Origin of the sequence: Aminobacter sp. BA135 (genome assembly GCF_050859125.1) — a bacterium.
Classification (GTDB): Bacteria; Pseudomonadota; Alphaproteobacteria; order Rhizobiales; family Rhizobiaceae; genus Aminobacter; species Aminobacter ciceronei.
In genome coordinates, this window is record NZ_CP139572.1 from 343316 (window position 1) to 365179 (window position 21864).

28 protein-coding genes and 1 tRNA gene are annotated in these 21864 nt (G+C 64.7%); 22 read left to right on the top strand and 7 right to left on the bottom strand.

Annotation, left to right across the window (positions count from 1 at the left end; translation table 11 throughout):
• The first annotated feature begins 135 nt into the window (after positions 1-135).
• Positions 136-906, top strand: a complete 771-nt coding sequence (locus SLT36_RS01695) for a class I SAM-dependent methyltransferase (RefSeq protein ID WP_432285538.1) — start codon at positions 136-138, stop codon at positions 904-906.
• A 98-nt stretch (positions 907-1004) separates the two neighbouring features.
• A complete protein-coding gene (locus tag SLT36_RS01700; RefSeq protein WP_432285539.1) occupies positions 1005-1481 on the top strand; it encodes a pyridoxamine 5'-phosphate oxidase family protein in 477 nt (158 codons plus the stop codon).
• Positions 1482-1511: 30 nt separating this feature from the next.
• Here SLT36_RS01700 and SLT36_RS01705 read toward each other — a convergent pair.
• Positions 1512-1588, bottom strand: a tRNA-Arg gene (locus SLT36_RS01705).
• Between the two features lie 228 nt (positions 1589-1816).
• Here SLT36_RS01705 and SLT36_RS01710 point away from each other — a divergent pair.
• Together SLT36_RS01710 and SLT36_RS01715 are read left to right on the top strand one after the other, a co-directional pair.
• On the top strand, positions 1817-2404 hold the full coding sequence (locus tag SLT36_RS01710; RefSeq protein ID WP_432285540.1) for an IMPACT family protein: 588 nt from the start codon (positions 1817-1819) through the stop codon (positions 2402-2404).
• 247 nt (positions 2405-2651) lie between these two features.
• Positions 2652-3053, top strand: coding sequence for a (R)-mandelonitrile lyase (locus tag SLT36_RS01715; protein WP_432285541.1), 402 nt, complete (start codon positions 2652-2654; stop codon positions 3051-3053).
• 24 nt (positions 3054-3077) lie between these two features.
• Here SLT36_RS01715 and SLT36_RS01720 read toward each other — a convergent pair whose 3' ends face one another.
• Complete coding sequence (locus SLT36_RS01720) at positions 3078-4049, bottom strand: D-alanyl-D-alanine carboxypeptidase family protein (RefSeq protein ID WP_432285542.1); 972 nt, start codon at positions 4047-4049, stop codon at positions 3078-3080.
• 292 nt (positions 4050-4341) lie between these two features.
• Between SLT36_RS01720 and SLT36_RS01725 the strand changes: the two genes are divergently transcribed.
• Together SLT36_RS01725 and SLT36_RS01730 are read left to right on the top strand one after the other, a co-directional pair.
• Positions 4342-5433 (top strand): hypothetical protein, encoded by a 1092-nt coding sequence (locus SLT36_RS01725; RefSeq protein WP_432285543.1) that lies wholly within the window; start codon positions 4342-4344, stop codon positions 5431-5433.
• Positions 5434-5499: 66 nt separating this feature from the next.
• A complete protein-coding gene (locus SLT36_RS01730) occupies positions 5500-6126 on the top strand; it encodes a nucleoside triphosphate hydrolase (protein ID WP_432285544.1) in 627 nt (208 codons plus the stop codon).
• A 70-nt stretch (positions 6127-6196) separates the two neighbouring features.
• Here SLT36_RS01730 and SLT36_RS01735 read toward each other — a convergent pair whose 3' ends face one another.
• The 3 genes from SLT36_RS01735 to SLT36_RS01745 form a co-directional block, all read right to left on the bottom strand.
• Entirely contained in the window at positions 6197-6901 is a 705-nt protein-coding gene (locus SLT36_RS01735; RefSeq protein ID WP_154385764.1) for a glutathione S-transferase N-terminal domain-containing protein, read from the bottom strand.
• A gap of 143 nt (positions 6902-7044) precedes the next feature.
• A complete protein-coding gene (locus SLT36_RS01740; RefSeq protein WP_432285545.1) occupies positions 7045-8256 on the bottom strand; it encodes a beta-ketoacyl-[acyl-carrier-protein] synthase family protein in 1212 nt (403 codons plus the stop codon).
• Between the two features lies 1 nt (position 8257).
• On the bottom strand, positions 8258-8512 hold the full coding sequence (locus SLT36_RS01745; protein WP_432285546.1) for an acyl carrier protein: 255 nt from the start codon (positions 8510-8512) through the stop codon (positions 8258-8260).
• Between the two features lie 197 nt (positions 8513-8709).
• On the opposite strand from SLT36_RS01745, the gene SLT36_RS01750 reads away from it, so the two are divergent.
• From SLT36_RS01750 to SLT36_RS01815, 14 genes are all read left to right on the top strand, one after another.
• Positions 8710-9564 (top strand): urease accessory protein UreD, encoded by an 855-nt coding sequence (locus tag SLT36_RS01750; RefSeq protein WP_432285547.1) that lies wholly within the window; start codon positions 8710-8712, stop codon positions 9562-9564.
• Positions 9565-9579: 15 nt separating this feature from the next.
• Complete coding sequence (locus tag SLT36_RS01755; RefSeq protein WP_115729710.1) at positions 9580-9882, top strand: urease subunit gamma; 303 nt, start codon at positions 9580-9582, stop codon at positions 9880-9882.
• 7 nt (positions 9883-9889) lie between these two features.
• On the top strand, positions 9890-10144 hold the full coding sequence (locus SLT36_RS01760; protein ID WP_432285548.1) for a DUF1272 domain-containing protein: 255 nt from the start codon (positions 9890-9892) through the stop codon (positions 10142-10144).
• Between the two features lie 26 nt (positions 10145-10170).
• The gene (locus SLT36_RS01765; protein ID WP_432285549.1) at positions 10171-10761 is read left to right on the top strand and encodes a HupE/UreJ family protein; all 591 of its coding nucleotides are present in this window, start codon (positions 10171-10173) and stop codon (positions 10759-10761) included.
• A 4-nt stretch (positions 10762-10765) separates the two neighbouring features.
• Positions 10766-11071 (top strand): urease subunit beta, encoded by a 306-nt coding sequence (locus SLT36_RS01770; protein WP_432285550.1) that lies wholly within the window; start codon positions 10766-10768, stop codon positions 11069-11071.
• On the top strand, positions 11071-12783 hold the full coding sequence (gene ureC / locus SLT36_RS01775; RefSeq protein WP_432285551.1) for an urease subunit alpha: 1713 nt from the start codon (positions 11071-11073) through the stop codon (positions 12781-12783). Before SLT36_RS01770 ends, ureC begins: the two co-directional genes overlap by 1 nt.
• Positions 12784-12810: 27 nt before the next feature.
• Positions 12811-13599: a PhzF family phenazine biosynthesis protein gene (locus tag SLT36_RS01780; protein ID WP_432285552.1), complete on the top strand. Its 789-nt coding sequence runs from the start codon at positions 12811-12813 to the stop codon at positions 13597-13599.
• Between the two features lie 160 nt (positions 13600-13759).
• Positions 13760-14305, top strand: coding sequence for a peroxiredoxin (locus SLT36_RS01785; protein ID WP_432285553.1), 546 nt, complete (start codon positions 13760-13762; stop codon positions 14303-14305).
• 195 nt (positions 14306-14500) lie between these two features.
• On the top strand, positions 14501-15088 hold the full coding sequence (locus tag SLT36_RS01790) for a hypothetical protein (protein WP_432285554.1): 588 nt from the start codon (positions 14501-14503) through the stop codon (positions 15086-15088).
• A gap of 42 nt (positions 15089-15130) precedes the next feature.
• Positions 15131-15718: an urease accessory protein UreE gene (locus SLT36_RS01795; protein WP_432285555.1), complete on the top strand. Its 588-nt coding sequence runs from the start codon at positions 15131-15133 to the stop codon at positions 15716-15718.
• A complete protein-coding gene (locus SLT36_RS01800) occupies positions 15669-16379 on the top strand; it encodes an urease accessory protein UreF (protein WP_432285556.1) in 711 nt (236 codons plus the stop codon). The genes SLT36_RS01795 and SLT36_RS01800 overlap by 50 nt, the downstream gene beginning before the upstream one ends.
• On the top strand, positions 16376-16816 hold the full coding sequence (locus SLT36_RS01805; RefSeq protein WP_432285557.1) for a DUF3995 domain-containing protein: 441 nt from the start codon (positions 16376-16378) through the stop codon (positions 16814-16816). Before SLT36_RS01800 ends, SLT36_RS01805 begins: the two co-directional genes overlap by 4 nt.
• The gene (gene ureG / locus SLT36_RS01810) at positions 16813-17448 is read left to right on the top strand and encodes an urease accessory protein UreG (RefSeq protein ID WP_432285558.1); all 636 of its coding nucleotides are present in this window, start codon (positions 16813-16815) and stop codon (positions 17446-17448) included. Before SLT36_RS01805 ends, ureG begins: the two co-directional genes overlap by 4 nt.
• 66 nt (positions 17449-17514) lie before the next feature.
• Positions 17515-18273, top strand: a complete 759-nt coding sequence (locus tag SLT36_RS01815; RefSeq protein WP_432285559.1) for a class II aldolase and adducin N-terminal domain-containing protein — start codon at positions 17515-17517, stop codon at positions 18271-18273.
• Between the two features lie 54 nt (positions 18274-18327).
• On the opposite strand, the gene SLT36_RS01820 is transcribed toward SLT36_RS01815, so the two are convergent.
• Together SLT36_RS01820 and SLT36_RS01825 are read right to left on the bottom strand one after the other, a co-directional pair.
• Positions 18328-18963 (bottom strand): HAD family hydrolase, encoded by a 636-nt coding sequence (locus SLT36_RS01820; RefSeq protein WP_432285560.1) that lies wholly within the window; start codon positions 18961-18963, stop codon positions 18328-18330.
• Positions 18964-19059: 96 nt separating this feature from the next.
• The gene (locus SLT36_RS01825; RefSeq protein WP_067965807.1) at positions 19060-19239 is read right to left on the bottom strand and encodes a hypothetical protein; all 180 of its coding nucleotides are present in this window, start codon (positions 19237-19239) and stop codon (positions 19060-19062) included.
• A 131-nt stretch (positions 19240-19370) separates the two neighbouring features.
• Between SLT36_RS01825 and SLT36_RS01830 the strand changes: the two genes are divergently transcribed.
• Together SLT36_RS01830 and SLT36_RS01835 are read left to right on the top strand one after the other, a co-directional pair.
• On the top strand, positions 19371-20273 hold the full coding sequence (locus SLT36_RS01830; protein ID WP_154385753.1) for a LysR substrate-binding domain-containing protein: 903 nt from the start codon (positions 19371-19373) through the stop codon (positions 20271-20273).
• A gap of 177 nt (positions 20274-20450) precedes the next feature.
• A complete protein-coding gene (locus tag SLT36_RS01835) occupies positions 20451-21854 on the top strand; it encodes an MATE family efflux transporter (protein WP_432285561.1) in 1404 nt (467 codons plus the stop codon).
• Positions 21855-21864: the final 10 nt, after the last annotated feature.

Genomic DNA, 21864 nt, shown 5'->3' on the forward strand with positions numbered 1-21864 from the left:
TGGCCTGTTAGGGGTCGTCTTGCATTTTCAAAGCCAGCTATCCGGTTACTGAAATCCATGACCCGACCATTTTGTTGACAGGGTTCATCCGTCGTAGAAACGACAAGGGCCTCCACGACAAACAGGGGGTGTTGCATGGCATTCCAATGCGCTGATTTCTACGACGCGGAGTTGGCGCGGCATCACCGGCGTCTGCTGCCCGCTGCCCGCATCGGCATGTTCGACCGGGTGCTCGACATCGGTTGCGGCGCGGGCCAGACAACCCGCGAGGCCGCCCGCGCCACCAGGGCCAAAGCAGTCGGCATCGACATTTCCGCCGGGATGCTCGAGATCGCACGGCAGCGTAGCGCGGAAGCTGGATTGCGGAACGTGGCGTTCGAACTGGGCGACGCGCAAAAGCACGACTTTCCGGCTGCCGGCTTCGACCTGTCCATCAGCCGGTTCGGTGTGATGTTCTTTGCCGATCCGGTGGCGGCATTCGCCAACATCGCCCGAGCAATGCGCCCAGGCGCACGTCTGGCCTGGATGGTGTGGCAGAGCCAGGAGCGAAACCCATGGTCCGGCGCCATCAGACAGGCGCTGGCTCCAGGAGCCGCCGTTGTCACGGACGCGGGCAAAGCGTTTTCGCTTGGCGATCCCGCCATCGCCACGGAGCTCCTGAACACGGCCGGCTTTGGCTCGATCGACTTTGCCGAGGTGCGGGAGCCGGTCTTCTACGGGTCGGACGTCGATACGGCGCTCGATGCGCTCGCCGGCCTCTACATGGTGAAGGACACGCTTGCACGCTCTGACGAACCACCTGAAATGCCGCTCCAACGGCTGCGCAACCTGCTCGAAGCGCATATGACGGCCGATGGTGTGCTGTTCGACTCCCGTGCATGGATCATCAGCGCCAAGCAGCAATAGCGGGCTGGGGCTGTACGCACGCGTCGCCCACTTAGGATCGCCTGCCAGATGGAACCTCCCGTGACGCCAAGGGTTGAACCTCCTCAAGGAGATCCAACATGGCCGAAAAGAAAGAATTCGAAGCGAAGTTCTGGAAATCGATACGTTCAGACATGACCGTGATGGTGAGTGTCCCTGGTATCGACCCGCGCCCGATGACCGCGCAGTTCGATGGCGACCGGAAGACCATCTACTTCTTCACGGCAAGCGACACCGAGCTTGCCAGCAAGCTTGGGCGCGCCAGGAAAGCCACGCTCGTCTACGCGTCGAAGAAGCACGACCTGTTTGCCACCGTCCATGGCACCCTCAGGATCGACGGCGACCGCGGCACGATCGACCGGCTGTGGAATCGCTTTGTGGCGGCGTGGTTCGAGAAGGGCAAGGATGATCCGAAGCTCAGGCTGCTGCGGTTCGAACCGGCGGACGCGCAGATATGGCTCGACGCGTCCAGCCTCGTTGCCGGCGTCAAGATGTTCCTGGGCCTGGGTGACCCGAAGCAGGACTACAAGGACAGCGCGGCGAAGATGCCACTTTAGCCAGCGAATTCGGGAGGCAATCGAAATGGCTGGCGCACCCGACAGGATTCGAACCTGTGACCTCTGCCTTCGGAGGGCAGCGCTCTATCCAGCTGAGCTACGGGTGCTCGTCCACGGCAGGCCGCGAACCACGCCCGGCGCACCGGACGACGCGCGTTCATAACCGATGCGCTGGCCGGCTTCAACGGGGGAAGTGGCAATTCGCAATGCGGCAACCTGCAAATCGCGCTGGACGTACGTCGGACAAACCTCCTTTAGGAAGCGAATGCGCCGGCTGGCGGTGTTCGCCATGGCATTGACGCCCGCCCGCCCGACATGTCTAACCGCCACCAGACATGTTCACGCTCGCCCAACCTGAAACCTTCGCCCAGGACATTAAAAAGAGCCGGTTTCTGGCTGCCGCCGGGCCGGTGGTGGATGAGGCGGCGGCGAAGGCGTTCATTGCGGCCCATTCGGATGCCGGAGCCAATCATAATTGCTGGGCCTGGCGCATCGGCCAGAGCTATCGTTTCAGCGACGACGGCGAGCCGAGCGGGACTGCCGGCAAACCGATCCTTGCGGCGCTCGACGGCCAGACCCTCGACAATGTCGCCGTCGTCGTCACGCGCTGGTTCGGCGGCATCCTGTTGGGCAGCGGCGGGCTGGTTCGGGCCTATGGCGGCACCGCCGCCGCCTGCCTGCGCGCCGCAGCCAAGGCCGAGATCGTCATCTCGGTCGAGGCGAAAATCACCTGCGGCTTCGCCGACCTGGCGATCGTCCAGGCAAGGCTCGCGGCCCAGCCAGGGGTGCGCATCATCGCCGAGACCTTCACCGCGACCGGCGCCGAGCTTGTTGTGGCGCTGCCCGAGGCCGACATGGCCGCGATCGTGCGGATGATCACCGACCTGACCAGCGGGCGGGCGATCATCGCCCTGCTTGATTGAGGCAGGCTCCATGCTTCGAATCATCGGGGTCGCCTCAGCTTGTCAGCCGACAAGCACCGCTGCAACTTGTGAAAGAGCCGGTGCGCAGCGCAGCGGGATGATACCCAACAAGGCATTCCCCGCCCGCTAGAACAATGCTCCAGGAAAAGCGTGCAGTAGCTTTTCGCCCGGAATAGCGTAGCAACGGGACGAAAGCGGGCCACCGCGATCCCATGAGAGCGGCCAGGCACGACCAGAGGAGACCAAGATGGACATCAAACGCAGCGGTTCGCGGCCTTCGGCAACACCCTCGCCCGACTATTTCACCGGCGCGGTGCGTCAGGATCCGATCTTGGAGGCGCCGGCACCGGCGCGGCTGCGCGCCGTCACCGTCACCTTCGAGCCGGGCGCGCGAACGGCCTGGCACACCCACCCGCTCGGCCAGACGCTGGTCATAACCTCCGGCCTCGGCTGGGCCCAGGTCTGGGGCGGCAAGGTCGAGGAGATCAGGACGGGCGACGTGGTCTGGTTCGCACCAGGCGAAAAGCACTGGCACGGTGCTTCAGCTACAACGGCCATGACCCACATCGCGCTGCAGGAGGCGCTCGATGGCCGTGCCGTCGACTGGCTCGAGCACGTCACTGACGAGCAGTACACCGCGCCGGCCTGAGCCGCGCGGCACCAACCCGTCTGGTTACTGGATTTCGCCCATCGGCACGGGCGCGTCGCCCTGCTGGATGGTCGCGGAATTATCGACCGGCATAGGCATGCCAGGGGTAGCGGGTGCCGGCAGGGGTGCTGCCAATGCGGTGGCCGCCGGTGCCGGGGTGAACATCTGCGACGCCAGGCTGCCGCCGGCGGCCTGCGGCATGTAGCGCACGATCATCTCCTCGACCTGGGCGTTGCGCTTGCGCGCCGTGTCGCCGCCCATGACCACGATCACCAACTTGCGGCCGTCGGCCTGCACCGAGGTGACGATGTTGAAACCCGAGGCCCTGATGTAGCCTGTCTTGATGCCGTCGACGCCGTTGACCCGGCCGAGCAGGTCATTGTGCCCGCGAATGCGCTTGCCGCGGAAATTGAAGTCGGTGGCCGAGAAGTAATAATAGTGCTGCGGGAAATGCTTGCGCAGCGCCATTCCGAGCACGGCCATGTCGCGCGCCGTGGTGCGCTGCTGCGCATCGGGCAGGCCCGAGGCGTTGCGGAAGACGGTACTGGTCATGCCGAGCTGGCGCGCCTTTGCCGTCATCTGGCGGGCAAAACCTTCTTCCGAACCGCCGAGATATTCACCGACGGCCACAGCCACGTCATTGGCCGACTTTGTCGCCATCGCGCGGATCGCCGCTTCGAGTTCGATCTGCTCGCCACGCTTGAAGCCGAGCTTGGACGGCGGCTGCGAGCGGGCATTCTCCGACACCGGAATGAACGTCGTCTTGGCGACGCGACCCTGCTGCATCGCCTCGAAGGTCAGATACAGCGTCATCATCTTGGTCAGCGAGGCGGGATAACGCGGTGCCGTCGAGTAGGCCTGATAAAGCGTGCGCCCGTTGGAGGCGTCGACGACGATGGCCGCGAACTTGTCGGGCGCAGCGGCTTGCGGCGCGACATTCAGCGTCTCCGAAGTGGCGCAGCCGGTGACAAGCGTAACCACGGCAAGCAGCGCCACGATAGTGCGCCACAGCCCAGACCACAGAGACCGGGGAAGTCTGAAAGGCGGCAAGAAAGAGTGGGTCTGGGCTAACAAGAAAAGAACCTGTCGGTGATCACCAAAATTGGGCTTTGTCACATGCCGGCCGGCAACAACAGCCGAAAATTACAGAACGCACGCCATTCCGTCCATTTCGCCTGGCGCAGCAGATGCATGTTGCGCCGGCGGTGTTGAATATTGGTTACACCCGCCGGCTTGCGCGAAGGATGCCAAATCGGCTCTGTTGGCTGACATAGCGAGGTGATTTGGCATGAGAGAGCATGGTTTCCAGGCCGAGGGCATTTCAGCCGCGCTCGATCTTGCCGTCGGCCACATCGCCGATTTCGCCATCACAAGCGGCGGACGCACGCTGAAGCCGCTGCACCGCGCGCCCTGGATCGACCACGACGACTTGCCTGAAGGCCTGCCCGAGGGTGTCGTCAGGCTGTCGGGTGATTTCCTGTGCGCGCCGTTTTCGCGCAGCGACGTGGAAGCGGCACCGCTGCATGGCTGGCCGGCCAACAGTGCCTGGGATCTCGTCTCCGACGAAACCATATCAGGCGGCCGGCGCACGAGCTTCCGGCTGCGACACAAGGTGATGGGCGCCACCGTCGACAAGACGCTCATCCTGCGCGACGACCACCCGTTCCTCTACCAGGAGCATTCGTTCACCGGCGGTGCGGGTTCCATATCGGTCGCCCACCATCCGATCACCGAGATGGCCGCTGGCGGCCGCCTCGCCTTTTCGCCGAAGCGGCTGGCAGCGACCCCGCCCGATGTGACCGAGCCCGACCCGGCGCGCGGCGCCCATCTGCTCGCCTATCCCGCCCGCAGCGCCGACCTCACCCGCTTCCCGACGGCGGATGGCAGCCAAACCGACCTCACCTGCTACAGTGCGACGCGCCGGCACGAGGATTTTGTCACCCTCGTCGAGGCCGATCATGGCGGCATGGGCTGGACGGCAGTGGCGCGCACGGCCGAGGCCGACGTCGTGCTGGTGCTGAAGAACCCGGCCGAGCTGCCCGTCACCATGCTGTGGATCAGCAATGGCGGCCGCTATTATGCACCCTGGAACGGCCGGCACGGCGTGCTCGGCATCGAGGACGGGCGATCTGCGATCGGCCATGCCGCCTCCCTCGGCGACAACTGGCTGAAGCAGGAAGGCATAGAGACGGCCTTCGCACTCGGCGGCCGCGTCGCCTTCCGCCAGATTGTCGGCGCCATGCCTTGGGATGGCGGCGAAGCGCCATTGCAGGTCGAAGCCCTGCCGGGCCGTCTGCGGCTGATCTTCGCCGACGGCAGCCGGCGCGAGGCGCCGTTCGACGAAACCTTCCTGCGGATCGGCGAGACGATCTTGAAGTGACGCGGCGGCCGCCTCATTTTTGTCGGGTGCGGCAGCAGAATGTCATTGAAACCATCGGGGAGATCCATGTCCGAAATCGCCCACATCGCCGCAACCCTGTTCAAGCGCGCCCACCATGCCGAGCGCTTCGTGATCGGCATCGCTGGACCGCCCGGATCGGGCAAGTCGACGCTGTCGGCGGCGCTGCGCGACGTACTGCCCGAAGGTTCGGCCGCAGTGGTGCCGATGGACGGCTTCCATTTCGACGACGCGGTGCTGGCCAGTCGCGGCCTGAGCGGGCGCAAGGGCGCGCCTGAAACCTTCGACTTTGCCGGCTTCGAAGTGCTGCTCAAGCGCCTGCGCGCGGCCGAGCCCGACATCGCCATCCCGGTCTTCGACCGCAGCATCGAGCTGTCGCGGGCGGCAGCCGAGATCGTTTCGGCCGACGTCAAGTTCATCCTCGTCGAAGGCAACTATCTGCTGCTCGACGAAGAGCCGTGGCAGCGGCTGCACCAGCTGTTCGACTTCACCATCTTCGTCGACGTGCCGCGCGAGGAGCTGGAGCGGCGGCTGGTCGAGCGCTGGCGCGAGCATGGCCGTTCGGACACCGATGCGCGCAACTGGATCGACAGCAACGACATGCCCAACATCGACCGGGTGCTCGCCGCCAGGCGCGAAGCCGACCTGGTAATCGGACGTACCGCACCGCTTTGACGGTCTGCAGGAATCAGAAGCGCCGAGTGTCACGAGGACGCGCGGCGCTTTCTTTCGATCTTCGGGCTGCCTAGCCGCGTGCTGGAATGTTCAGGCCTGCCTGCACCGCCGGGCGGGCCAGGCCCCGCTCCAGCCATGCCCCGACATTCTCGAAGCTCTTGAAGCCGACAAGGTCACCGGCGTCGTAGAAGCCGATCAGGTTGCGCACCCAGCCGAGCATCGAAATGTCGGCGATGGTGTAGTCGTCGTCCATGATCCACTTGCGGCCCTCGAGCCGCTTGTCGAGCACGCCGAGCAGGCGGCGCGACTCGTCGCGGTAGCGTTCGAGCGGGCGCTTGTCAGCGATCTCGCGGCCGGCGAATTTGTGGAAGAAGCCAAGCTGGCCGAACATCGGGCCGACGGAGGCCATCTGGAAGAACACCCACTGGATGGTCTCGTAGTGGCGGGCGCGGTCGGCGGGGATGAGGCGGCCGGTCTTCTCGGCGAGATAGAGCAGGATCGCACCCGACTCGAACAGCGCCAGCGGCTTGCCGCCGGGACCGTTGGGATCGAGGATCGCCGGGATCTTGCCGTTCGGGTTGAGCGACAGGAACTCGGGCGTCCAGCTCTCGTTCTTGCCGATGTTGATGGCGTGCGCCTCGTAGGGCAGGTCGAGCTCTTCGAGTGCGATCGATACCTTCACGCCGTTCGGCGTCGGGAAGGAATAGAGCTGGATGCGGTCTGGATGCTGTGCCGGCCAGCGGGCAGCAATCGGAAATGGAGTGAGATCGCTCATCGACGGTTCCTCGTGGGGTGGGCCGGCGTGAAGCGCGCTGGCCAGAATGGTGGGGGCCGCCAAGAGTTAGTCATGCAGGCACGCCGCATCAATATGCAGCGCGCCTGTTTTGTCAGAATGACAGATGAGACCGGAGACGGCGGTCAGACTGCCTTGACCGCCACCACGGCATTGGTGCCGCCAAAGGCAAAGCCGTTGCTGATCGCCACACGCACGTCGCGCTTCTTCGCCACGTTCGGCGTCACGTCGAGATCGCAATCGGCGTCCGCCTCGCGATAGTTCGCAGTCGGCGGCACGATGCCTTCGCGCACGGCATTGACGCAGGCGATCATTTCGAGCGCACCCGAGGCGCCGAGGCAATGGGCATGCATCGACTTGGTCGACGACACCGACAGCTTTTCGGCATGGGCGCCGAAGACCCGGCGGATGGCCGCCGTTTCGATCTGGTCGTTGGCCTTGGTGCCGGTGCCATGGGCGTTGATGTAATCGACGTCCTCAGGGGCCAGTCCGGCATCCGCCAGGCAGGCGCGCATCGCCGATGTCGGGCCTTCGACGGTCGGCGCCACGATGTCGGAGGCGTCGCCAGACATGCCGGTTCCGGCAAGTTCGGCCAGGATCGCCGCGCCGCGGGCAACGGCGTGGTCATAGGTTTCGAGCACGACCATGCCGGCGCCCTCGCCGAGAACCAGCCCTTGCCGGTCGGCGGAGAACGGACGGCAGGTGTCGGACGCAACGACACGCAGCGCCTCCCAACCCTTGATCACGCCCCACACCAGCGGCGCATCGGTGCCGCCGGCAACGATCGCGTCGGCGCGACCGAGCAACAGCTGGTCCATTGCGGTTGCGAATGCGTGGTTGGACGACGAGCAGGCGGAGGTGACGCCGAACACCGGTCCGCGCAGGCCAAGGTTCATGCTGACCTGGCCGGCGGCGGCACCCGGCATGACCTTCGGCACGGTGAAGATGGCGGCGCGGTTCCGGCCTTCGAGCAGGATGGCGCGGTAGTTTTCCTCGATCGCTTCCCAGCCGCAGACGCCGACGCCGACGATCGTGCCGACACGATGGGTGTTGTTTTCGTTCACAACCAGGCCGGACTGGCGCAACGCTTCCTTGGCCGCGATCACGGCAAGAAGGCTGAAGCGATCCATGGAAACGAGCTGCTTGCGGTCGATACCATGCTCGGGCAGCTGCTTGATCTCGGCGCCGATGCGGATCTTCAGCTCATGCAGTTCGCCGTTGGTCAGCGGTCCGATGGCCGAACGGCCGGCGCGCATGGCATCCCAGATGGCGGGTGCACCGGTACCGAGCCCGCACAGACCGCCGATACCGGTGATGACGATGCGGGGACGCTTCATCTCAGGCCGATTTTGCAATCAGGGCGCGAACGGCTTCGACCATGTCGCCGACATTCTTGAGGTTGCTCCAGGCGTCGACGGTATTCATCTCGATCTCGATATCGTACTCTTCCTCGAGGTCGAAGATGATCTCGGTGAGTTCGAGCGAGTGGATGCCAAGCGCCGTCAGCTCGGTGCCGAGCGTGATCTCGTCGCCACCTTCTTCGGCATGCGCCTTGATCTTGGCGATGATGTCCGTTGCCAACTGGTCGGCCATAAATACCCTTCCCCAGAACTCTCTAACTTGTCATGTCCGTGCCGCGCAGCTCCTGCGCCGGGCCAGAACCTGACATTATCAGACGATACCGCCCCCGAATTGAGCCAAAAAGGCGTCCCTGTATAGAAAGCGAAACGCGAGGAGGCAACAAGCTTGTATATCGACAAATCCCCCATTGCCGTTACCCTCCGGGCATCATGACATCAGGCACATCCCTGTCCGCCCAGGCTGACGCAGCGGCAATTTCCACGCAGCGCGTGAAGGCGCGGGCCCGCATCGAGGTCGAGCACCGCGCCGGCCGCAGCCGTCTCGCCCGCCTCTACCAGGATGGCGCGGCCAAGATCAGGCTGCCCGAGACCAACGCAGATCCGCTCGAAGCGGTGCTGATCAACATGGCCGGCGGGCTGACCGGCGGTGACAGGCTCGGCTGGGAGGTTTCGGTCGGTACGGCCGCGCGCGCCGTCCTCACAACCCAAGCCTGCGAGAAGGTCTACCGCGCGCTTGCCGGACACGCCGAGGTCGATGTTCGCCTGTCGGTAGGCGCCGGCGGTTTCCTCGGCTGGCTGCCGCAGGAAACGATCAGTTACGACCGCGCCGCCTTTTCACGCACGCTCGACGCCGATCTCGCCGCGGGCGCCGAGGCGCTGATAGTCGAGGCGACCGTCTTCGGCCGCTCCGCCATGGGCGAGCGCGTCGAAAACGGCACCTTCCGTGACCGCTGGCGCATCCGGCGCGAGGGCCGGCTTATCCACGCCGAAGATTTTTCCGTCGGCCCCGACATCGGCAAAACGCTCAACCGGCCAGCCTCGGGCGACGGGCGCATCGCCGTTGCAACGTTGCTGCTCGTCTCAGAACGCGGCGAACAGCTGCTTGAGCCGGCGCGGCAAATTGTCGGCGACGACGGTGGCGCCAGCTTCTGGACGGTCGGGCAAACTGGCAAGCTTCTTGCGAGGCTTTACGCCGGGGACGGCTACACGCTACGGAAGCGACTCATGCCGCTGGTCGCCCTGCTCAATGGACGGGCAGGCCTGCCCAGATTGTGGTCACTCTAGGATATTGGTGCGCGAATGAACCTGACGCCAAGGGAAAAGGACAAGCTTCTGATCGCCATGGCGGCGATGGTGGCGCGCCGGCGTCTCGAGCGCGGCGTCAAGCTCAACCATCCCGAAGCGGTGGCGCTGATCTCCGATTTCATCGTCGAGGGCGCCCGCGACGGCCGCTCCGTCGCCGAGCTGATGGAAGCAGGCGCTCATGTCATCACCCGCGCCCAGGTCATGGATGGCATTGCCGAGATGATCCACGACGTCCAGGTCGAAGCCACGTTTCCCGACGGCACCAAGCTCGTCACCGTCCACGAACCGATCCGCTGAGGCCGTCATGCTCGAACTGCGCCCCAATTGCGAATGCTGCGACCGCGACCTGCCGCCCGAGGCGACGAATGCCGTCATCTGCACCTTCGAATGCACCTTCTGCAGCGACTGCGCGGAAGGCGTGCTCTCGGGCACCTGCCCCAATTGCGGCGGCAATTTTTCCGCTCGGCCGATCCGGCCAGCGGCCATGCTTGCGAAACATCCTGCTTCAACCAGGCGCGTGCTGAAAGCCGAAGGCTGCGCGTCGAAATCCGCCGCCTGATTGCCCTGAACGAAAGGTTATCAACGATGCTCAAGCGTCTCGCCGCCGCCCTCTCCTTGATGTCTTTGTCGGTCGCACCCGCCTTCGCTCATCTCGACCCGGAGGAGCACGGCTCGCTGCTTGCCGGCGTGTCGCATCCGCTGTTCGGCATGGACCATATCCTCGCCATGGTGGCGGTCGGCCTGTGGGCTGCGCTGCTCGGCGGACGCGCTTTGTGGCTGGTGCCCGCGGCCTTCGTCGGCACCATGGCTGTGGGCTTCGCGGCTGCCATGGCCGGAGCGCCCCTGCCCTTCGTCGAACCGGTCATCCTCGCATCCGTCGTGGTGATCGGCCTGCTTGCCGCGATCGCGCTCAAGGTGCCGACCTGGGCCGGCATGTTGATGGTCGGCGTCTTCGCCTTCTTCCATGGCCATGCCCATGGCGGCGAACTCGGCTCGGCCGGCGCGCTGAGCTTCGGCATCGGCTTTGCGCTGTCGACGGCACTGCTGCATGCGACTGGCGTCGGTCTCGGCCTCGGCATCGGCCGCGCCTTCGGCGGCGACACCGGCCGCCTCGTCACCCGCATCGCCGGCGGTGCCACGGCCCTCGGCGGCTTGTGGCTGGCGCTAGGAGCATAAGAGCATGATCCCCGGTGAAATCATTACGGCCGAAGGCTCGATCGAGCTCAACAAGGGGCAGCCGACGGTAACACTCAAGGTCGCCAATACGGGCGACCGGCCGATCCAGGTCGGCAGCCATTTCCATTTCTACGAGACCAACAACGGCCTGAAATTCGACCGCGAGAAAGCGCGCGGCATGCGGCTCGACATTGCCGCCGGCACCGCCGTGCGCTTCGAACCCGGCCAGGAGCGCGACGTCACGCTGGTGCCTTATGGCGGCAAGCGCGAGGTCTATGGTTTCCAGAAGAAGGTGATGGGTAAACTCTGATGCCGGCACAAATCTCCCGCGCCTCCTATGCCAAGATGTTCGGCCCGACCGTCGGCGACAAGGTCCGGCTCGCCGATACCGAGCTGTTCATCGAGGTCGAGAATGACTTCACCTGTTATGGCGAGGAAGTGAAGTTCGGCGGCGGCAAGGTCATCCGCGACGGCATGGGCCAGAGCCAGCTGAGCCGCGCCCAGGGTGCCGTCGACTGCGTCATCACCAATGCCCTGATCCTCGACCACGCCGGCATCTACAAGGCCGATGTCGGCCTCAGGGGCGGCCGCATCGCCGCCATCGGCAAATCAGGCAACCCCGACACCCAGCCCGGCGTCACCATCATCATCGGACCGGGCACCGAAGTCATCGCCGGCGAAGGCAAGATCCTGACCGCCGGCGGCATCGACACCCACATCCATTTCATCTCGCCGCAGCAGGTCGACGAGGCACTGAACTCCGGCGTCACCTGCATGGTCGGCGGCGGCACCGGCCCGGCGCATGGCACCCTCGCCACCACCTGTTCGCCGGGACCGTGGAACATCGCCCGCATCATCCAGGCCTTCGACGGCCTGCCGATGAATATCGGTGTCTTCGGCAAGGGCAACGCCTCGCTGCCGGGCGCGCTGGAAGAGATGGTGCTGGCCGGCGCCTGCGGGCTCAAGCTGCACGAAGACTGGGGCACAACGCCGGCGGCCATCGACACCTGCCTGTCTGTCGCCGACGCCTATGACGTCCAAGTGACGATCCACACCGACACGCTCAACGAAGGCGGATTCGTCGAGGACACCGTCGGCGCCTTCAAGGGCCGCACCATCCACTCTTTCCACACCGAAGGTGCCGGCGGCGGCCACGCGCCCGACATCATCAAGGTCTGCCAGTACCCGAACGTCATCCCGGCCTCGACCAACCCGACGCGACCCTACACGGTCAACACCATATCAGAGCATCTCGACATGCTGATGGTCTGCCATCATTTGTCGCCGTCGATCCCCGAAGACATCGCCTTCGCCGAAAGCCGCATCCGCAAGGAGACCATCGCGGCGGAAGACATCCTGCACGACCTCGGCGCGTTCTCGGTGATTTCGTCGGACAGCCAGGCCATGGGCCGCGTCGGCGAGATGATCATCCGGACCTGGCAGACCGCCGACAAGATGAAGCGCCAGCGCGGATCGCTGCCCGGGGAAAAAGGCAACAACGACAATTTCCGTGCCCGCCGCTACATCGCCAAATACACCATCAATCCGGCTATCGCGCATGGCATGTCGCGCGAGATCGGCTCGATCGAGGTCGGCAAGCGCGCCGATCTCGTCTTGTGGAATCCGGCCTTCTTCGGCGTGAAGCCCGATATGGTCCTGCTCGGCGGCTGGATCGCCACCGCGCCGATGGGCGACCCCAACGGCTCGATCCCGACGCCGCAGCCGAGCCATTTCAGGCCGATGTTCGGCGCCTATGGCAAGGCGCTGACCCAAAGCTCGATCACCTTCGTCTCCAAGGCCGGGCTGGAAGGCGGCCTGCGCGAGCGCATCGGCGTGGCGAAAGAGATGGTGGCGGTCGAAAACACCCGCAGCGGCATCGGCAAGCGCTCGATGATCCTCAACGACGCCATGCCGGAGATCGAGGTCGATCCCGAGACCTACGAGGTCCGCGCCGACGGCGAGCTGCTCACATGCGAGCCGGCGACGGTACTGCCCATGGCGCAGCGCTACTTCCTGTTCTAGCCTCAGGCCACGCAAGGAGAGGCCGCGATGAAGCTCGAAATGATCCAGGTGGACGCCTTCACCGACAAGGTCTTCTCCGGCAATTCGGCGGCCGTGGTGTTGCTCGAGGACTGGCTGCCCGACCAGCTTCTCCAGAGCATCGCGCTGGAGAACAACCTCGCCGAGACCGCCTTCCTGAAGCCCGGTCACGACGGCTGGGACATCCGCTGGTTTACGCCCACGGCCGAGGTGCCGTTCTGCGGCCATGCCACGCTGGCATCGGCCTGCGCGCTGCACCGGCGCAAGGGCGTCGAGCGCACCATGCGTTTCTCCACCCGCGAGGTCGGCGACCTGCTCGTCACGCCACAGGGCGGCGGCTATCGCATGGACATACCGCGCTTCGATCCCGACTTCGCCATATCAGGCGATGCGCTGGTCAACGGCCTGCGCGATGACCGCTGGGTGCAGTTGCTTCGCAACCGCGAGAACTACTTCGTCGAGCTGACCTCCGAGGCTGCGCTGCTTGCCTACCGACCCGACCTGCCGCGCATCGCCGAACTCGGATCGTTCGGCCTGTGCATCACGGCGCGCGGCAATGATTGCGACTTCGTCTCGCGCTACTTCGCCCCCGGCGCCGGAATCCCGGAGGATCCGGTTACCGGCTCGACGCATGCCACGCTTGCCCCCTACTGGGCTGAAAAGCTCGGCAGGACCATCCTTTCAGCACGCCAGCTGTCGGCACGGGGTGGCGTTCTCGGCTGCGAAGTCGCGGCCGACCGGGTCTATCTGACCGGCCAGGCGGTGATCTATATGGACGCCACGATCCACCTTCCTTGACCGCGTCTGCTGCTGGGGAATCGCCCGCGACCTGATGCCACGTCGGTTGCGCTGGAACCGCCTCCGGCCAGTTGGTATTGAGCTCGCGCTAGCTAAAAATTCGGCAGGATTCCCCGAGCCCAAGATCGGGGGTCCCGCTATCTTGGAAATGGAGTTTCAAATGATCGGCAAGAAAGTTCCTGCTGTCACCTTCCGCACGCGCGTGCGCGACGAGGCCGTCGGCGGCCCGAACCCCTTCCGTTGGGAAGACAAGTCCTCGGCCGACTATTTCGGCGGCAAGCGCGTCGTGCTGTTCTCGCTGCCGGGCGCCTTCACGCCGACCTGCTCGACCTACCAGCTGCCCGACTTCGAGAAGCTGCATGGCGAATTCCAGGCCGAAGGCATCGACGAGATCTACTGCGTCTCGGTCAACGACGCCTTCGTCATGAACGCCTGGGGCAAGTCGCAGAACCTCGACAAGGTCAAGCTGATCCCCGATGGCTCGGGCGAGTTCACCCGCAAAATGGGAATGCTGGTCGCCAAGGACAATGTCGGCTTCGGCATGCGCTCCTGGCGCTACGCCGCCGTCGTCAACAACGGCCGCATCGAAAAGTGGTTCGAGGAAGAAGGCTTCTCCGACAACTGCGACAGCGACCCCTATGGTGTCTCCTCGCCGCAGAACATTCTTGAAGCGCTCAAGAACGACGATATCGCCGAAGCCGCATAAGCTTCACCGTCTTTGCCTGATGGGAAACCCTGGCCGCGACAGCGCGCCGGGGTTTTTTGTGCCCGGCACACGGCGTGCTCACGGCAACGTCTATTGGCGCGAAAGCCGTTTCGGCGCACGATGTCCCCCAACCCTCGCCGCAAGAACCTTCCCGGACTCGACAATGCCTGCATCCGACCACCCCAGGAGCGTCCCATGACGCCCGAAACCACGGCCGAGGTTTTCCCGCATATCCGCATCGTCATGGGCATGATCATCGGCCTGGGCATGGCGCGGCTGCTGTCGGGCGTCGCCCGCATCGTGCAGCATCCCGACCAGTACAAGCTCTATCCGGTGCACCTCGCCTGGGTGGCGTCGCTGCTTCTGACGCTGGTGCATTTCTGGTGGTGGGAATTCGGCCTCTACGCCGTGCCGAACTGGACCTTCGGCACCTATCTGTTCATCCTCGGCTATGCGATTGCGCTGTTCCTGCTCTGCGCGCTTCTCTTCCCCGATTCGATGCAGGACTACAAAAGCTACGAGGATTTCTTCTATTCGCGCCGCGCCTGGTTCTTCGGGCTGCTTGCCCTGACTTACCTGCTCGACATCGTCGACACATTGATCAAGGGCGAGGCACATTTTGCCCATTTCGGCGGCGAGTATCTGATCCGCACGCCGCTCCTGGTGGCACTTTGCCTCATCGCCATCGCCACCGCGGGCAGGCGATATCATCTGGCTTTCGTGACAGCCACTTTGCTGTATCAGATATCGTGGATCTGGCGGCTGTTCGACACCATCGTCTGAACGACCGGCGCTCCACCATCACGCCACAGGAACAAACGCCTCATGCTGCGCGCAACCAAGATCACCGATGCCGATGCCGCCACCGGCGCGCAGCCCTTCGACGTCGCCGTCCTCGCCCACGACGAGCGCCACATCAGGCGCCGCGCCATCGCGCTGTCTCAGGGCGAACGCGTGCTTGTCGACCTGCCCGAGCCCGTCGTGCTCGAAACCGGCGACCTGCTGCTCCTTGAAGACGGCCGCACGGCCGGCATCGTCGCCGCAGCGGAAGAGCTCTACGACATCCGCGCCCGCGACGCCGTCCACCTGACGCAGCTCGCCTGGCACATCGGCAACCGCCATCTCGCTGCTGCCATATCGGCCGATCGCATCCTCATCCTGCGCGACCATGTCATCAAGGCGATGTTGGAGGGTCTGGGTGCCGAGGTGATCGACATCGTGGCCCCCTTCGAGCCTGTGCGCGGCGCCTATTCCGGCCATGGCAACGATCACAGCCACGCGCATGATCATGGTCATTCCCACGGTCACGCCCATCATCACGAACGCGGCCACAATCATGGTCATGACCACCACGAGCATGATCATGCTCATCACCACGACCATGGCGGCCACCATCATCACCACCATGACTGAGCGCGGCAATGCCTCGCTGTTGCGGCTGATGGCCTGGCTGTCGCCGACCTTCCCGGTCGGCGGATTTTCCTACAGCCACGGCCTCGAACGGGCCGCACATGATAATCTGATCGGCAGCCGCGACGACCTCGCTGCATGGCTGACTGCGCTCGCCGAGATCGGCTCGGGCTGGAACGACGCGGTGCTGTTCGCAGAAAGCTGGCGCCGCGCCGCTGCCGACGGCGACCTGCGCGAGGTGGCGGAACTCGCCGAAGCATTGGCCGGCTCGCGCGAGCGCCACATGGAATCGATGCTGCAGGGCGAGGCCTTCCTCAGCGCCGCCGCTGCTTGGCCGCATCCTGTCGTCGCGCGGCTTCCGGCCGAGTGCCCCTATTGCGTCGCCGTCGGCGCCGTCGCCGGCGCCCATGGCATAACGCTGGAAGATGCGCTGGCCGCCTGGCTGCAGGCTTTCTCCACCAACCTCCTTCAGGCGGCAATCCGGCTAAGCGTCATTGGCCAGACGGCTGCAACCAGCATCATTGCCGGCTTCGAGCCTGTGGCGCTCCGTGTGGGCGCACGTGCGGCAGTAACGACCCTCGACGATCTGGGGTCCGCCGCCCTAACCTCCGACATCATGGCGATGCGCCACGAGACCCAACATTCGAGACTGTTCCGCTCATGATCGTTCTCGCCTTCGCCCTGGCCTTCGTGCTCTATCTGATCGCCGCAATCCACGCCTATTGGGGCCTCGGCGGCGTCTGGCCCGGTACGGACCAGGCCTCCTGCGCCCGCGCTGTCGTCGGGGCTCGCGGCATCGGGACCATGCCCACGCCCTTTGCCTGCTTCGCCGTCACCGCTTGTCTCATCGTGGCGACGCTGTGGCCGCTGGCGCTTGTCGGCGTCTTCGCCACGCCCTTTCCCAAGCCTGGCCTTGCAGCGTCGGCGCTGATGGTCGCGCTGGTGTTTATCGGCCGTGGCATTGCCGGCTTCACGCCGGCATGGCGCAGGCTCTCGCCCGAGATGCCGTTCGCTCGGCTCGACAGGCAGTATTATTCGCCACTGTGCCTCGTCATCGGCACGGGTTTCGTCATCCTCGCCTTCAACGGATTCCAGTCATGACCTCGAAAAACGGCCCGCTTCGTATCGGCATTGGCGGCCCGGTCGGCTCGGGCAAGACGACGCTGACCGAGAAGCTGTGCAAGGCGCTGCGCGACGAGTTTTCCATCGCGGTCGTCACCAACGACATCTACACCAAGGAAGACGCACTGCTGCTCGCCCGCCTGCAGGCGCTGCCTGAAGAGCGCATCATGGGCGTCGAGACCGGCGGCTGCCCGCACACCGCCATCCGCGAGGACGCCTCGATCAACCTCCAGGCGATCGCCGTGATGAACCGGAAATTCCCCGACCTCGACATCGTCTTCATCGAGTCGGGCGGCGACAATCTGGCAGCCACCTTCTCGCCCGACCTCGCCGACATCACGCTCTACGTCATCTCGGTCTGCCAGGGCGAAGAGATCCCGCGCAAGGGCGGCCCAGGCATCACCCGCTCGGACTTCCTGGTCATCAACAAGTGCGACCTTGCGCCTTATGTGAACGTCAATCTCGAGGTCATGGAAGGCGACGCCGCCCGACAGCGCGGCAAGCGTCCCTTCGGCTTTACCGACCTGTCGCGTGGCAAGGGGCTGGACGCGGTCATCGACTTCATCGTCGAGAATGGCGGACTCCGGCTGGACCAGCTGAAATCAGCCTGAGCCGATGTTGCCGCGGCTGACCTGACGCGGCATTCTTCCTCTCAGCCAAATGCGAGGGAGGAAGAAATGACCGTCACCCAGCTCAAGCAGACCAATCTGCCCTTCTACGAAGAGCGCATCGACCTCGCCTGCGCCTTCCGCTGGACGGCGCGGCTCAATATGCACGAAGCGGTGGCCAACCACTTCTCGCTTGCCGTCAATGACGAGGGCTCGAAGTTCCTGATGAACCCCAACCAGGTGCATTTCTCGCGAATCAAGGCGAGCGACCTTCTGTTGATCGACGCCAACGACCCCGAGACGATGTCAGGCCCCAACGCGCCCGACCCGACAGCATGGGGCCTGCATGGCGCGGTCCATCGCAACTGCGCGCACGCGCGCTGCGTCATGCATGTCCATTCGATCCACGCCACGGTGCTGGCGTCGCTCGCCGACTCGACCTTGCCGCCGATCGACCAGAACACGGCGATCTTCTTCCGCCGTCATGTCGTCGACGGCCACTATGGCGGGCTTGCCTTCGAGGAAGAGGGCGAACGCTGCTCCCAGCTGCTCGCCGACCCGAAGGTCAAGGTGATGATCATGGGCAATCACGGCGTCATGGTCATCGGCGACAGCGTCGCCGACACCTTCAACCGGCTCTATTATTTCGAGCGCGCCTGCGAAACTTACATCAAGGCTCTGTGGACCGGACGGCCGCTGCGCACGCTATCCGATGAGATCGCCGAAAAGGCAGCGCTCGAGCAGGAAGACTATCCCGGCCAGGCCGAGCGCCACCTCGCCGAACTCAAGGCGATCCTCGACGAGCAGGAACCGGTGTACCGGAACTGAGAGGCCCGGCAACGCGTATGTCCGCGGCGCCCAAAGGTCCATCCAGATTTGCAGCTAATTCAGTCCGAGCAGCGCCCTGACCTCTTTGGCGCTGTGCGCCACCAGCGCGCCGGCCGGGCCGTCGATCCTGTCCTGAGGCCAGAAGATTGTGCGCATGCCGGCGGCGACGCCGGCCATGGCGCCGGTGACGCTGTCTTCCATGACAGCCGTTTCGGCCGGGTCGATGCCGGTGAGATAAGCGGCGCGCAGATAGGGTTCGGGATCGGGCTTGCCGAGACGCACGTCGTTGCGGCTGATCGTCTTCATCGTCGGCTCGTGCACGCCGACAGCCTGCAAATTGGCCTCGACCACCATGCGGTCTGAATTGGAGACGATCGCCTGGACCACACCCCTTGCCTTCAGGTCGCGAAAAATCTCCATCGCGCCCTCGCGCGGAAGCAGGTCCGGCGCGCGGCCCATATAGTGATCGTATTTGAGGGCAATCCAGTCGTCGAAGTCGAGGGCGAGGCCGAACTGGTCGCGCAGCACCTCATAGACCGGCCGCGCCGCCTGGCCGACGACACGCGCGTGCAGGTCGGCCGGCGGCTCGATGCCGACGCTGCGCAGCGCCGAAACAAGCGATTCCTCGTGCAGCGGCTCGCTGTCGATCAGCGTGCCGTCCATGTCCCAATACACTGCCTTCGGCGTCATATGACCGGTCCCTGTTCACCCCATTGCTCATAGGAGCTTTGGCGGCGGAAATGAACCGTAGATATGACAGCGGGGAACACATGCGCGTGCGGAGGCTCAAACCCGCCGGCCGCAAGGGTCCTTGCCGTCGATGTAGCCGACGTCGCGCTGGAGATGGTCAGGCAGGTCGCGGAAGTCCAGCACGCGTTTGCGCGAACGCAGTCCGAAGGCTGCAGCCAGACGTGCGGTCCAGCCGATCTGCTCGCAATGGAAAAGGCTTGCCTGTGCCGTGGCCATGATCGTCATCCTTTAGAGATGCTTGAAATGTGCTGATGTCTTGACCTAGATAGTGGTCTGGAATGATTGACTTTTCCAATTGAACGTCGATCACGACCCATTAAATGGCCTTATGTATGGGAGGGCGGGAAATGCCGCTTCAATTGCCGCCTTTGACCGCGATCAGGGTGTTCGAAGCCGCTGCCCGCCAGGGCAGTTTCACCAAGGCTGCGGCCGAGCTCGGCATGACCCAGGCCGCCGTCAGCTACCAGATCAAGCTGCTCGAGGAGCGCGTCGGCGCACCGCTGTTCCTGCGCAAACCGCGCCAGGTGGTGCTGACCGAGGTCGGCAGCCGCATGGTGCCCATGGTGACAGAGGCATTTGGGCTGTTGAGCGAGGCCTATCAGGTGGCGCGCGCCGGCTCCGGCGGCACGCTCGGCATTTCGACGGTCCACACCTTCGCGTCGAACTGGCTGGCCCCCCGCATCGGCTCGTTCCAGCTGCGCCACCCCAACATCGCCGTCCGCCTCGACACCTCGAGCTACCTCGTCGATTTCTCGCGCGAAGAGATGGATATCGGCATCCGCTCCGGCTCAGGCAAATGGCCCGGGCTTGCCACCCATTTTTTGCTGCGCTCGCAATTTTCGCCCATGCTCAGCCCGCGCCTTGCCGAAAGCATCGGCGGGATCAAGGAGCCGGCTGACCTGCTCAAGCTCAGGATCCTCAACCCCGCCGACATCTGGTGGAAGGACTGGTTCGCAAAGGCCAATGTGCCTGCGGACGCACTCGACAGGATGCCCGATACCAGCCTGGGTTCGCAGGCCGCCGAGGCCAATGCCGCCATAGCCGGCCAGGGCGTGACGGTCCTGACCACGGCGCTGTTCACCGCGGAACTGGCCGAGGGCCGGCTGATCCAGCCGTTCGAGCTCACCGCCCATGGCGGCGACTACTGGCTGGTCTATCCCGAGGGACGCCGCAACGTGCCCAAGATCCGGGCTTTCCGCGAATGGATCATGGCCGAACTCAATTGCCCGACGGATGCGACAGGCGACTGACAGCACAGCCTGCCCACCCCTGCTGGCATAATCCTTGGTCTTCGTGACAGCTTGCCACGTCTGGCACTTTCGGTCACAAACGGCGCCACGACGCGCCAAAAGGGCGGATTCCGTCGTCAAAACTCGCGATATCGACGCCAAATGAGCCGCGATATCGCCACCGAAAGACGAAAAACCATGTCTGCGATCGCAACCGGCGCGCAATCACCGGCCACTCCTTGGCGCGACGAACTTCGCGCCATGCTGGCGCTTGCCTGGCCGATGATCCTCACCAATCTCGCCCAGACGGCGATGACGGCGACCGACGTGATGATCCTCGGCCGGCTGGGTCCCGATGCGCTGGCCGCCGGCGCGCTCGGCTCCAACCTCTATTTCGCACCACTGATCTTCGGCCTCGGCCTGATGTATGCGACCTCGCCGATGATGGCGGCCGAGCTTGGCCGCAAGCGCCATTCGGTGCGCGACGTCCGCCGCACCGTGCGCCAGGGCATGTGGCTCGCCGTCCTCATCTCGATCCCGATCTGGGCCCTGTTGTGGTACGCCGAGGAGATACTTCTGGCCATGGGCCAGGAGCCCATACTCGCCGAGCAGGCCGGTATCTACGTCCATCACCTGCAATGGGCGGCCTTGCCGTTCTTCGGCTACATCGTGCTGCGCTCGTTCATCTCGGCGCTGGAGCGGCCTGGCTGGGCGCTGGTCATCATGGCGATCGCGGTGGCGGCCAACGCGCTTGGCAACTGGCTTCTGGTGTTCGGCAAATGGGGCTTCCCCGAGATGGGCATCGCCGGCTCCGGCCTTGCCACCAGCATCGCCAGCGGCATGATGTTCGTCGGCATGGCGGCCGTCGTCATGATGGAGAAGAAGTTCCGCCGCTACCACCTGTTCGGTCGCTTCTGGCGCGCCGACTGGCCGCGCTTCAGGGCGCTGCTCAAGCTCGGCTTGCCGATCTCCGGCATCCTTGCCTTCGAGGTGACGATCTTCAACGCCGCGGCATTCCTGATGGGGCTTATCAGCTCGTCCTCGCTCGCAGCACACGCCATCGCGCTGCAGATCTGTTCGGTCACCTTCATGATCCCGCTCGGTCTCGGCCAGGCGGTCACCGTGCGCGTCGGGCTGGCTTACGGCGCCAGGGACCGCGACGGCATCACGCGTGCCGGCTGGACGGCCTATGTGCTTGGCGTCGGCTTCATGGCGCTGATGGCGCTGGTGATGGTGTTCTGGCCGCATTTGCTGATCTCGGCCTTCATCGACGTCGGCGACCCGGCCAACGCGCAGGTGGTCGGCCTCGCCGTCAGCTTCCTGGTCTTCGCGGCACTGTTCCAGGTCGTCGACGGCGCCCAGGCGGTATCGGCAGGCCAACTGCGCGGGCTGCAGGATACGAAGGTGCCGATGATCCTCGCTGCGATCGGCTATTGGGGCATCGGCCTGCCGCTTGGCGTGCTGCTTGCCTTCCACTTCGGCTTCGAGGGCCGCGGCATCTGGATCGGCCTGTTCTCCGGGCTCGCCGTGGTGTCGGTGCTGCTGTTGTGGCGCTGGCTCCGGCGCGACCATCTCGGCCTGATGCACAAGCCGGTGATCTGACGGGCGTCGC